Genomic DNA, 11,855 nt, shown 5'->3' with positions numbered 1-11,855 from the left:
TCCTCCGTTGCGCTCCTCCGTCGAACAACGCCGCGGGGACCCCGGAACCCCATGAAGGTTCTTCCGGTCATCGCCGGCTGCGCGCTCCTCGCGGGGTGCGTCTCGATGCCGACCGACGGTCCGGTGCGCGAGCCGCAGGTGCCGTCCGCGACCGACGACGCGCCCGGTATCTCGTTCGACCCGCGCCCGCCGCGCGACGGCGAGTCCGCGACCGACATCGTCGAGGGCTTCCTCGAGGCGATGAAGGCCACGCCGATCACGACGACGGTGGCGCGCCAGTTCCTCTCCGGCGAGGCCGCCGACGCCTGGGCGCCGGAGGAGCAGATCATCACCTACGCCGAGCCGGGGACGGCGACCGGCGAGGCGTTCGTCCGGGTGCCGCTGGCCGACATCAACGTCTACGACGACCGGGGCGCCTGGGAGCGCTCCGGCGCCAAGCGGGTGCTCGAGCTCGGGCTGGTCCAGGAGGACGGCCAGTGGCGCATCGACTCCGTGCCGGACGCGCTCATCGTGCCGGAGTCGTGGTTCGACGACCAGTACCAGCGCGCCTCGCTCTACTACTTCGACCCGACCGCCGAGGTGCTGGTCGCCGAGCCGGTCTTCGTGCCTCGCGGCGACCGGTCCGCCTCGACGCTGGTGCGAGGCCTGGTCACCCCACCGCCCGAGAAGCTGGCCGAGGTCGTGAGCACCTACTTCCCGGCGGGCACGCGCGACGGCCTGGCGGTGCCGATCTTCGGCGGGGTCGCTGCGGTGTCGCTGTCCGGCGACCCGGCCGCGGTCGACGAGGAGATCGGTCGTCGGATGCTCGCGCAGCTCGCCTGGACCCTGCGTCAGGACCCGCAGGTCCGCGCGATCCAGCTCAGCGTCGGCGGACGTGCGATCACCCTCGCGGAGGGTTCGTCGCAGGGTGACCTCGACGCGGGCGACCCGTTCGACCCGGACGGGGAGCGGCCCGTTCCCGACCTCTACGCCCTCGACGACGGGCGGGTCGTCAGCGGCACGCTGGGTGCCTTCGTGGACACCCTCGGTCCGTTCGGCGGCAGCGGCTACGACCTGCGCTCGATCGGCGTCAGCATCTCCGGCTCGCAGGTCGCGGCGGTGTCCGCCAGCGGCACCGAGCTCTTCGTCGCGCCGACGCAGGCGCCGGACGGTGAGGTCGCGAACCCGATCACCGGGGCGGTCGACCTCGCTCCGCCGCACTGGGACTATCGCGACCGGATCTGGGTGCTCGACCGCAACGCCGGCCGGGCCCGCTTCCTCGTCGTCGTCGACGGAGGGGCGCGCGAGGAGGTGGTGCCCGGCGTCACCGGTCGTACGGTCACCAAGATGCTGGTCTCCCGCGACGGCAGTCGCCTGGTCGCGGTGGTGCGCGGCCGCACGGCGGACCGCGTGGTGTCGACCCGGATCCGCCACGACGCCGCGGGCACGATCCTCGGCTTCACCCCGCTCCAGGAGCTCCCGCTGCCCGTCGAGGCCAGCACGCGGATCCGTGACATCGCCTGGCGTTCCCCGACCTCCATCGCCGTGCTGCGCAACATCAACGAGGAGCTCTCGCTGGTGCGCACGATCTCCGTGGACGGTGCACCCGGCGACGTCGAGACCGGTGGGTCCAACGTCGTGCGCGACCGCATGCGGACCCTGGTCTCGGCCCCCGTCGACGGCAGCGAGGTCTACGCCCTGGGCCGCGACCTCGCCGTGACCAACGTGACCCGCCCCGAGCGCCTCGTGCCGGCGCTGCCCGAGGGGCTGACGGCCCTCACCTACGTCGGCTGATCCACAGGCCTCCGCCGCCCGGTTGCCGGCGTACGCCGTCGCCTGCTGGCATGGTCGCGTGCTCGACGCCGCCCTCGACCTGTTCCTCGGGAGTCGCTGCGTCGGCTGTGAGGAGCCCGGTCGGATGCTCTGCCCCCGCTGTCGCGCCGCGCTGTCGAGCAGGGCCGGCGTCGCGTGGCCGACGCCGGTCCCGACCGGTCTGGTGGCGCCGTGGGCGACCGAGACGTACGACGGTGCGGTCAGGGCGCTCGTGGTGGGCCACAAGGACCGCGGCCAGTGGGGCCACCGCAGGGTGCTCGGCGAGCTCCTCGCGGTCGCGGTACTGGGCGCGACCGAGGGGCTCGACCCCGAGGTGCCGGTGCTGCTCGTGCCGGTCCCGTCGCGCCCGGGGGCCGGGCGCCGGCGGGGCTACGAGGCGACGGCCGCCCTCGTACGCACCGCCGCGAGCCGGGTGCGACGCGAGCGGCCGGCGGGGGTGGCGGCGCTGCTGGTCTCGCGTGGCGAGGCGGAGCAGAAGGCACTGGACGCCGCGGGGCGCGCCGCCAACGTGGGTCACTCGATGCACTGCCCGTCGCCGGCGCTGGCCCGTGCCGGCCGGCGCTGGCCGCAGGGCCACGTGGTCGTGTGCGACGACGTCGTGACGACCGGGTCGACGGCCCGCGAGGCCCAGCGGGCGCTCGAGGCGGTCGGGCTGCCACCCGTCGCGATCGCCGCCGTCGCCGCCACCCGGCGACGCCACGCGGGTGGCGACCGAGGGGATGGCCGAGGGGTGGGCCCGATGGTTGGCCCGGGGGCCGGGAGGGGCTAGCGTCTTGTCATGGAGTCCGCCTGGGTCCGTGGTTGCGTCACGAAGAGGCATTCTTCGTGGCTAGCCGATGCCAGTCGCAGGCGAAACGGTCCACGTAAGTCCCTCGCGGGACGATCACGGTGCGGCTTAGAAGTAAGTCCTGCCTCGTCGCCGGTGCCATATGCGCCGGCAGCCGGGAGAAGGCCAGTAGTGGCGGAGAAGCTGCGAACGTCTCAGCAGGCGATTGTGGGGTCGAAGACCAGGTCGGCCGGGCGGACTCCATCCCACCCTGCCCCGGCGCACAGCTCCAGCAGGTGCGCCCGGGACCAATGGACGGGTGCGGACGCTCGCTAGTTGAGGAGGTTCACATGGAGGTTGTGGTCACGGGACGGCACTGCGAGGTGTCCGATCGGTTCCGCGAACATGTCTCGGAGAAGCTCACCCGTCTGGAGAAGCACGACCACCGCATCATGCGGGTCCAGGTGGAGGTGGAGCTCGAGAAGAACCCTCGCCAGCACGATCGCGCGACCAAGGTCGAGCTCACGGCCTTCTCCAAGGGACCGGTGATCCGGGCCGAGGCGGCCGCCGAGGACAAGATGGGTGCGCTCGACCTGGCGGTCGACAAGATGCAGGCGCAGATGCGTCGCGCAGCGGACCGCCGCCGCGTCCACAAGGGCCGCAACGCGCACGTCGGCGTGGGCGAGGCGCTCGCCGGCATGCCGGAGGTGGAGGACGCCGCTGAGGAGGACGGCGTCGTCGAGCGCAAGGTCGGTCCGATCACGGTGACCGGCGACGGACCGCTCGTCGTCCGCGAGAAGTCCCACGGCGCCACCCCGATGACGCTCGACCAGGCGCTCTACGAGATGGAGCTGGTCGGGCACGACTTCTACCTCTTCGTCGACAAGGAGAGCGAGCGCCCGTCGGTGGTCTACCGGCGGCGCGGCTACGACTACGGCGTCATCTCCCTCGACGTCGACGGCGAGACGACCGCCTGACGTCAGCGCTCCTGCCAGCATTCGGTCACGCGTGCATGACATGATGCGCGCGTGACCGAGGCAGCAGGAAACTCCGCAGGCACCGAACCCGTCCGCGTCCTGGTCGTCGACGACCAGGAGCTGTTCCGCCGCGGCCTGATCATGCTCCTCGGCAGCGACACGGACATCGAGGTCGTCGGCGAGGCCTCCGACGGCATCACGGCCACCGACCTGGCGGTCACGACCGCGCCCGACGTGATCCTCCTCGACGTACGCATGCCGCGGCGCACCGGCGTCGAGGCCTGCCGCGGCATCAAGGAGGCCGTGCCGTCGGCGAAGATCATCATGCTCACCGTCTCCGACGAGGAGGCCGACCTCTACGAGTCGGTCAAGAACGGTGCGTCGGGCTACCTCCTCAAGGACTCCTCGATCGAGGAGGTCGCGCAGGCGATCCGCGTGGTCAACGAGGGCCAGTCGCTGATCAGCCCGTCGATGGCGGTCAAGCTGATCGACGAGTTCAAGCAGATGTCGAAGCCCGAGCGTGAGCAGGGCCCGGCCCTCCGCCTCACCGATCGCGAGCTCGAGGTGCTGCGGCTGGTCGCCAAGGGCCTCAACAACCGCGAGGTGGCCAAGGAGCTCTTCATCTCCGAGAACACCGTCAAGAACCACGTGCGCAACATCCTGGAGAAGCTCCAGCTCCACTCGCGCATGGAGGCCGTCATGTACGCCATGCGCGAGAAGCTCCTCGACCTGCCCTGACGCGGGCCGGATGTCGTACGCCTCTGGTTGAGTGCGTGCCGTGGACCAGCTGACCAGGCTCCAGGCCCGCCGCATCGCGCTGGCCGCGCAGGGCTTCACCGACCGCGCACACGCCACGCCGGCAGCGAAGACGCTGGAGCGCACCGTCGCCCGCACCGGCGTGCTCCAGGTCGACTCCGTCAACGTGCTCCAGCGTGCCCACTACATGCCGCTCTACTCGCGGATGGGGCCCTACGACGTCGACCTGCTCCGCCGTGCGTCCACGACCGGTGGCCGGCGCCAGCGGCACCTCGTCGAGTACTGGGCGCACGTCCAGGCGCTGATGCCGGTCGCGCTGTGGCCGCTGATGCGCCACCGGATGGAGACGTACCGCTCCGAGCGCGGCAAGTGGGGCTTCGTCGCCTCCGACCCCGACCTCGAGCAGCGGGTCCTCCAGGCGGTCGACGACCGCGGGCCGGTGACCGCGCGCGACCTCGAGGAGGAGTTCAGCACCGGCCCGCGCACCAGGGAGCACTGGGGCTGGAACTGGTCGGAGGCGCGCAAGGTCCTCGACTACCTCTTCCTCGTCGGTGACGTCGCGATCGCCGGGCGCACCTCCCAGTTCGAGGTGGTCTACGACCTGCCCGAGCGGGTGCTGCCGGCCGCGGTCCTCGCCGCTCCGACGCCGACGCCGCAGGAGGCGGTCACCGAGCTCGTCCGTCGCGCCGCCCGCTCGCACGGGGTGGCCAGCGGCGCCGACCTCGCCGACTACTACCGCCTGCGCCTCCAGCCCGCCCCGGGCAGGCCGAGCACCAAGGTCGCGATCGACGAGCTGGTGGAGGCCGGCGAGCTGACCCCTGTGCAGGTACAGGGCTGGAAGCGCCAGGGCTACCTCCACCGTGACGCGAGGCTGCCGCGCAAGGTGGGCGCGCGCACGCTGCTCAGCCCGTTCGACCCGGTGGTGTGGGAGCGGGAGCGGGCCGAGGCGCTCTTCGACTTCTTCTACCGCATCGAGATCTACGTCCCGGCCGACAAGCGGCTGCACGGCTACTACGTGCTGCCCTTCCTGCTGGGCGACGATCTCGTCGCGCGGGTCGACCTCAAGGCCGACCGCGCCGCTCGCGTGCTGCTGGTCCCGGGGGCCTTCGCCGAGGACGGAGCGCCGCCCGACACGGCCGAGGAGCTGGCCGCCGAGCTGCGCCGGCTCGCCTCGTGGCTCGACCTCGACGACGTGGTGGTGGGCAGCCGGGGTGACCTGTCGCACGCATTGGGAGGTGCGTTGGGACGGTAGGTACAGTTACCACTCGTGCCTGCCATCATCGACAAGCTGCTCCGCATCGGCGAGGGCAAGATCCTTCGAGAGCTCGAAGCCATCGTCAAGGCGGTCAACGCCATCGAGGACGACTTCGTCACGATGAGTGACGACGAGCTCCGCGGCATGACCGCCGAGTTCAAGGGCCGCCTCGAGGCCGGCGAGACCCTCGACGACATCATGCCGGAGGCGTTCGCCACGGTGCGCGAGGCGAGCAAGCGCGTGCTCGGCATGCGCCCCTTCGACGTCCAGGTGATGGGTGCCGCCGCGCTCCACCTCGGCAACATCGCGGAGATGAAGACCGGTGAGGGCAAGACCCTCGTGGCCGTCCTCCCGTCCTACCTCAACGCGCTCGCCGGCAAGGGCGTCCACGTCGTCACGGTCAACGACTACCTCGCCAAGTTCCAGTCCGAGCAGATGGGCCGCGTCCACCACTTCCTCGGCCTGACCACCGGCGTGATCCTGCCGTCGATGCGTCCGGCCGAGCGTCGCGAGGCCTACGCCTGCGACATCACCTACGGCACCAACAACGAGCTCGGCTTCGACTACCTGCGCGACAACATGGCCGACTCCGTCGAGGAGTGCGTGCAGCGTGGTCACGCCTTCGCGATCGTCGACGAGGTCGACTCGATCCTCATCGACGAGGCGCGCACCCCGCTGATCATCAGCGGCCCGACCCAGGACGAGGTGAAGTGGTACGCCGAGTTCTCCAGGCTCACGCGCACCCTCGTCAAGGACGTCGACTACGAGGTCGACGAGAAGAAGCGCACCATCTCGGTGCTGGAGCCGGGCATCACGAAGGTGGAGGACCACCTCGGGATCGACAACCTCTACGACTCGGTCAACACCCCGCTCATCTCGTTCCTCAACAACTCCATCAAGGCCAAGGAGCTGTTCCGCAACGACAAGGAGTACGTCGTCATGGACGGCGAGGTGCTCATCGTCGACGAGCACACCGGCCGCATCCTCGCCGGTCGCCGCTACAACGACGGTCTCCACCAGGCCATCGAGGCCAAGGAGAACGTGACGGTCCGCGAGGAGTACCAGACCCTCGCCACGATCACGCTCCAGAACTACTTCCGCCTCTACGACAAGCTCTCCGGCATGACCGGTACGGCCATGACCGAGGCCTCGGAGTTCGACAAGATCTACAAGCTCGGCGTCGTTCCGATCCCGACCAACCGGCCGATGCAGCGCGTCGACAACGTCGACCTCGTCTACCGCACCGAGGAGGCGAAGTACGAGGCCGTCGCCGACGACATCCGCGAGCGCCACGAGAAGGGTCAGCCGATCCTCATCGGCACCGTCTCGGTCGAGAAGTCGGAGTACCTCTCCAACCTGCTGCGCAAGCGCGGCATCCCGCACACCGTCCTCAACGCCAAGCAGCACGCCGACGAGGCCAAGGTCGTCGCGCTCGCCGGCCACAAGGGCTCGGTCACCGTCGCCACCAACATGGCCGGCCGCGGCACCGACATCATGCTCGGCGGCTCGGTCGACTTCCTGGCCGACCAGGAGCTGCGCAAGCAGGGCCTCGACCCGGTCGAGGCGCCGGAGGAGTACGACGAGGCCTGGCCCGCGATGGTCGAGCGCATCAAGGCGCAGGTCGCCGCGGAGCACGACGAGGTCCGCGACCTCGGTGGCCTCTACGTCGTCGGCACCGAGCGCCACGAGTCGCGCCGCATCGACAACCAGCTCCGCGGTCGCTCGGGTCGCCAGGGTGACCCGGGCGAGTCCCGGTTCTACCTGTCGCTGCAGGACGAGATGATGCGCCTGTTCAAGTCGGAGTGGGTCGACCGGATCCTCACCGTGCTGAAGGTCCCGGACGATGTGCCGATCGACGCCAAGCGCGTCAGCAACGCCATCGCCGGCGCCCAGGCCAACATCGAGTCGCAGAACTTCGAGTCGCGCAAGAACGTCCTCAAGTACGACGACGTGATGAGCCGCCAGCGCGAGGTCATCTACGCCGAGCGCCGTCGCGTCCTCGAGGGCGCCGACCTCGGCGAGCAGATCCGCGGCTTCATCGACGACGTCATCACCGGCTACGTCCGCGGCGCGACCGAGGGCTACGCCGAGGACTGGGACCTCGACGCCCTGTTCACCGCGCTCGGACAGCTCTACCCGGTCGGCCTCACCAAGGACGGCATCGTCAAGGAGGCCGGCGGCCTCGAGAACATCAGCCGCGAGAAGCTCATCGAGGACCTCCAGAGGGACGTGCAGGAGGCCTACGACCGCCGCGAGGACGAGATGGGCGAGGAGGTCCAGCGCGAGCTCGAGCGGCGCGTGGTCCTCTCCGTGCTCGACCGCAAGTGGCGTGAGCACCTCTACGAGATGGACTACCTCCGCGAGGGCATCTACCTCCGGGCGTACTCGCAGCGCGACCCTCTGGTGGAGTACCAGCGCGAGGGCTTCGACATGTTCGCCGCGATGATGGACGGCATCAAGGAGGAGTCGGTCGGCTTCCTGTTCAACCTCCAGGTCGAGGTCGACGAGGACGGCGGAGAGTCCGACGACGCCGTCGAGGGCGACGAGGTCGCAGCGACGCCGCAGGCCCCGCAGGTCTCGGCCGCCACGCCGCAGATCGACTTCGCGCAGGCGCAGGCGCACGCCCCGCAGATCCGGGCCAAGGGCCTGGAGAAGCAGAAGCGTCCGCAGAACCTCTCCTACAGCGCGCCGTCCGAGGACGGCGACGCCGAGGTGCGGGCTGCGTCCGCGGGCGACGTGGACGACGAGTTCGCCGGCGTCGGTCGCAACTCGCTCTGCCCCTGCGGCTCGGGACAGAAGTTCAAGCGCTGCCACGGTGCCCCGGGCGGGGCCTCGGGCTACACCACGCGCGCCGGCGGATAGCACCCCACGACGTTCTTCTCCTCCGCTGCGCTCCTCCGAACAACGCCGCGGGGACCCCGCTTGACTCCGAGGGGCCTACCCGAACTGGATCGCGACGCACTGCCAGCGGTCACGGACGACCTCGAAGCGAGCGGCGACCGCACGTGAGCGCCGCCCGTAGCGGACGTGTGCGCTCGCCTCGACGGCGTCGCCGCGCACCATCGCGGTGCGCACGCCGATCACGACGGGGCGCGCGGGGTGGGGTCCGCGGACCTGGCCGGACGCGGTGCCGAGTGCGGCGGTGATCGCCATCGACCGTCCCGACAGGTCGGCGTAGACCTCGGGCACCGAGTGGCGCAGCACCTGCGAGACGGGCCGGTCGCCGGCGGCGATCTCGACGACGGCCTGGAGGTAGCGCCCGACGAACGCGTCGACGTGGCTGCGCTCGGCGGTGGCGACGGCCACCAGGTCGAAGGTGCGCGTGCTGCGCAGCCGCGGGCGCGGGGGAGCGGTCCGCGGGGTGAGGTCGAGGGCGAGGGAGCCCTGCACGCTCGTCACCGGCGCGGGCGTGCGCAGGGGGATCACCTGTGCGTGCTGGTTGCTCATGGTCGGTCTCCGTCCTCGTGGGTGCTGGGTGTGGTGTGGTCGGTGCTGCCGGGCAGGCGCAACGCCTGGCCGGGGTGGATGAGGTCGGGGTCGTCGCCGACGACGTCGTGGTTGGCCCGCCAGAGGGCACGCCACCGGTCGTCGAGCGACCCCGCGCCCGGGTGGGCGAGAGCGATCGAGGAGAGCGAGTCGCCGGGGCGTACGACGTAGGTGCCCGTCGTCACCGGCCGCGCGGGGGTCGCGCGGTGGACCACCGGCGCGACGGCCCGCTGGGGGAGCGGGAGTCCCGCGAGCAGCTCGCGGCCGTCACCGCCCGTCGCCATGGCCGGGGCGCTCGTGCCGACCACCACCGCGACGCCGCAGGCGAGGAGCACGAGGCGGCGGGTGGCGCCTTGCGACGGGGTGCGGCCACGCAGCAGGTCGACCACCGTCGCGGTGGTGACGAGCCAGAGCCAGGCGAGCGCGAGCGACAGGACGGTGGCGCAGGTCGCGACGACGAGGCCGGTGACCGCGGCCGGGCCCGAGGCCGATCTCGCCGCCGTCCACGCGCCGGCCGCCGCGGCGCAGGCGGCCACGGCGGCGAGCGACACGGTGAGCCAGACGGCAAGCGGTCGGAGAGGCGATGCGAGAACCCGAGACATGGTACAAACCTTTCGTTTGCGTGCGTTTGCCTCATTTAACGACCGTTGAAGACGGTCGTCAACGGTTCCTCCACAGCGTGCTGAGCGGCGGCTGCCGAGCGCCTAGGCTCAGCGCATGTCCTGGGAGCACGACCTCTTCGCGCTGTTCGACGACCTGGAGGGCCAGGCGGCGGCAGCCTGGGAGGAGGACCGGGAGGCCGAGCTCGCCGACCGGGCGCGGGCGGAGTACGGCTCGGTCACGCTCGCCAGCCGGCTGATGGCGTCGCGCGGTCGGCACGTCGCGCTCGACCTGCCGCACGTCGGTCGCGTCGAGGGCAGCCTCGACCGCGTCGGCGACGGGTGGTGCCTGCTCGGCGGCGCCGCCCAGGACTGGATCGTGCCGCTCACCGCGATCTCGGTCGTCCACGGCACGAGTGGACGCTCGGTGCCCGAGGTCGCGTGGTCGGCGGTCGACCGGCTGGGCCTGCGTTCGGCGCTCCGCCGACTGGCGGACGCCGACGAGCGCTGCCTGGTCCACCTCGCCGACGGCACCCGCCACGAGGCGTACGTCCAGCGCGTCGGAGCCGACTTCCTCGAGGCCCGCGGGACGGGCGGTGAGCGCCTGCTCGTGCCGTACGCCGCCCTCGTCGCGATCCAGCGCCGCGACGACTGAGACGTCAGCGGGTCAGGTGGCCTCGACGTCGTAGGGCGGGACCTGGCCCTGGGGGAGCCTGTCGTCCTCGACCTGCTGCGCCTGCTCGCGGTCGACCTCGGCCATCGCCTCGGAGATGTGCTTGCGCACGATCGCGCGGGGGTCGAGGTCGCGGAGCTGGAGGTCGGCGTAGTCGGGGCCCAGCTCGGTGCGGAGCTCGTCGCGGGCGTTGGTCGCCATCCCGCGGATCCGGTGGAGCAGCTGGGCGGCCTGGCGGGCGAGATCGGGCAGGCGGTCGGGCCCCAGCACGATGACCGCCACGAGGGCGATCACGGCCAGCTCCAGGAACCCGACGTCGAACATGCCTAGAACCTACTGGTCAGAACTTGCTGGAGGGGGTCAGTCCGAGCTGCATCCCGGCGAGTCCCCGGCCGCGGCCGGACAGCGTCCGGGCCACGCGGGTCAGCTCCTGGGCCGCCAGCGAGCCCGGGTCGGCCTCCACGATCGGCTTCCCGACGTCGCCGCCCTCGCGCAGCGAGATGTCGAGCGGGATCTGCGCCAGGACCGGCACGTCGTAGCCGAACCGCTCGGACAGCGTCCTGGCGACGCGCGCGCCGCCGCCGGCACCGAACACCTCGAGGCGGTGGTCGTCCTCGGCGGGGCAGTGGGGGCAGGGGAGGTAGCTCATGTTCTCCACGACGCCCACGACGCGCTGGTGCATCATCGAGGCCATCGTCCCGGCGCGCTCGGCGACCTCGGCGGCCGCTTCCTGGGGCGTGGTGACGACGACGACCTCGGCGCTGGGCAGGTGCTGGCCTAGCGAGATCGCCACGTCGCCGGTGCCGGGCGGCAGGTCGAGGAGGAGCGCGTCGAGGTCGCCCCAGTAGACGTCGGCGAGCATCTGCACCAGCGCCCGGTCGAGCATCGGGCCACGCCATGCGACGACCTGGTCGCGGCGCGGCTTGAGCATGCCGATCGAGATGACCGAGACGCCGCTGGGGGTGGGCACGGGCATGATCAGGTCGTCGACCTGGGTGGGCCGCGCGTCGGCGATGCCGAGCATGGCCGGCACGGAGTGGCCGTAGATGTCGGCGTCGACGATGCCGACCTTCAGCCCCTCGGCGGCGAGCGCCAGCGCGAGGTTGACGGTGACGGACGACTTGCCGACACCGCCCTTGCCGCTGGCGATGGCGTAGACCTTGGTCAGCGAGCCCGCCTGGGCGAACGGGATCTCGCGCTCGGCGCGGCCGTTGCTCAGGATCTCCTTGAGACCGGCGCGCTGCTCGGCGCTCATCACGCCGAGGCTCAGGTCGACCGCGGTCACGCCGGGCACGGCCGTGACGGCCGCCGTCACGTCGCGGTTGATCGTGTCCTTGAGCGGGCAGCCGGCCACCGTCAGCAGCACGTGGACCGCGACCGCACCGTCGTCGGCGACCTCGACGGAGTCCACCATCCCCAGCTCGGTGATCGGGCGCTTGATCTCCGGGTCGTTGACGGTCGCCAGGGCGTCCATCACCTGCTGCTGCGTGGGGGTGCTCATGATGCCGAAGTCTACGGTCGGCCCCGCAGG

11 protein-coding genes are annotated in these 11,855 nt (G+C 71.4%); 7 read left to right on the top strand and 4 right to left on the bottom strand.

Annotated elements, in window-relative coordinates; genetic code table 11:
* Positions 1 to 51 precede the first annotated feature (51 nt).
* The 6 genes from JI751_RS13245 to secA all read left to right on the top strand — a co-directional run bounded on the left by JI751_RS13245 (position 52) and on the right by secA (position 8,428).
* A complete protein-coding gene (locus tag JI751_RS13245) occupies positions 52 to 1,773 on the top strand; it encodes an LpqB family beta-propeller domain-containing protein (RefSeq protein ID WP_201937312.1) in 1,722 nt (573 codons plus the stop codon).
* A 58-nt stretch (positions 1,774 to 1,831) separates the two neighbouring features.
* Complete coding sequence (locus tag JI751_RS13240) at positions 1,832 to 2,581, top strand: ComF family protein (protein ID WP_307814196.1); 750 nt, start codon at positions 1,832 to 1,834, stop codon at positions 2,579 to 2,581.
* Positions 2,582 to 2,928: 347 nt separating this feature from the next.
* Positions 2,929 to 3,555 (top strand): ribosome hibernation-promoting factor, HPF/YfiA family, encoded by a 627-nt coding sequence (gene hpf, locus JI751_RS13235; RefSeq protein ID WP_201937302.1) that lies wholly within the window; start codon positions 2,929 to 2,931, stop codon positions 3,553 to 3,555.
* A 51-nt stretch (positions 3,556 to 3,606) separates the two neighbouring features.
* On the top strand, positions 3,607 to 4,293 hold the full coding sequence (locus JI751_RS13230) for a response regulator (protein WP_307814195.1): 687 nt from the start codon (positions 3,607 to 3,609) through the stop codon (positions 4,291 to 4,293).
* Positions 4,294 to 4,333: 40 nt separating this feature from the next.
* A complete protein-coding gene (locus JI751_RS13225; RefSeq protein WP_201937291.1) occupies positions 4,334 to 5,563 on the top strand; it encodes a winged helix-turn-helix domain-containing protein in 1,230 nt (409 codons plus the stop codon).
* A 15-nt stretch (positions 5,564 to 5,578) separates the two neighbouring features.
* Positions 5,579 to 8,428 carry a preprotein translocase subunit SecA gene (secA, locus tag JI751_RS13220; RefSeq protein ID WP_201937289.1) on the top strand — a complete coding sequence of 950 codons (2,850 nt, stop codon included), beginning with the start codon at positions 5,579 to 5,581 and terminating at the stop codon, positions 8,426 to 8,428.
* Between the two features lie 75 nt (positions 8,429 to 8,503).
* Here the strand turns inward: secA and JI751_RS13215 are convergent, their stop codons facing one another.
* Together JI751_RS13215 and JI751_RS13210 are read right to left on the bottom strand one after the other, a co-directional pair.
* Positions 8,504 to 9,013: an Rv3235 family protein gene (locus JI751_RS13215; protein ID WP_201937280.1), complete on the bottom strand. Its 510-nt coding sequence runs from the start codon at positions 9,011 to 9,013 to the stop codon at positions 8,504 to 8,506.
* Entirely contained in the window at positions 9,010 to 9,654 is a 645-nt protein-coding gene (locus JI751_RS13210) for a LysM peptidoglycan-binding domain-containing protein (protein WP_201937278.1), read from the bottom strand. The genes JI751_RS13215 and JI751_RS13210 overlap by 4 nt, the downstream gene beginning before the upstream one ends.
* 115 nt (positions 9,655 to 9,769) lie before the next feature.
* On the opposite strand from JI751_RS13210, the gene JI751_RS13205 reads away from it, so the two are divergent.
* Positions 9,770 to 10,306, top strand: a complete 537-nt coding sequence (locus JI751_RS13205; protein ID WP_201937276.1) for a hypothetical protein — start codon at positions 9,770 to 9,772, stop codon at positions 10,304 to 10,306.
* Positions 10,307 to 10,318: 12 nt separating this feature from the next.
* Here the strand turns inward: JI751_RS13205 and JI751_RS13200 are convergent, their stop codons facing one another.
* Together JI751_RS13200 and JI751_RS13195 are read right to left on the bottom strand one after the other, a co-directional pair.
* Complete coding sequence (locus tag JI751_RS13200) at positions 10,319 to 10,648, bottom strand: sec-independent translocase (protein ID WP_201937274.1); 330 nt, start codon at positions 10,646 to 10,648, stop codon at positions 10,319 to 10,321.
* A 16-nt stretch (positions 10,649 to 10,664) separates the two neighbouring features.
* Positions 10,665 to 11,825: an Mrp/NBP35 family ATP-binding protein gene (locus JI751_RS13195; protein ID WP_201937272.1), complete on the bottom strand. Its 1,161-nt coding sequence runs from the start codon at positions 11,823 to 11,825 to the stop codon at positions 10,665 to 10,667.
* Positions 11,826 to 11,855: the final 30 nt, after the last annotated feature.

The organism is Nocardioides baculatus (assembly GCF_016735675.1).
GTDB classification, from domain to species: Bacteria; Actinomycetota; Actinomycetes; order Propionibacteriales; family Nocardioidaceae; genus Nocardioides; species Nocardioides baculatus.
Note: the sequence above shows the minus strand (reverse complement) of the source record. Positions and strands in the feature narration are given on the sequence as shown.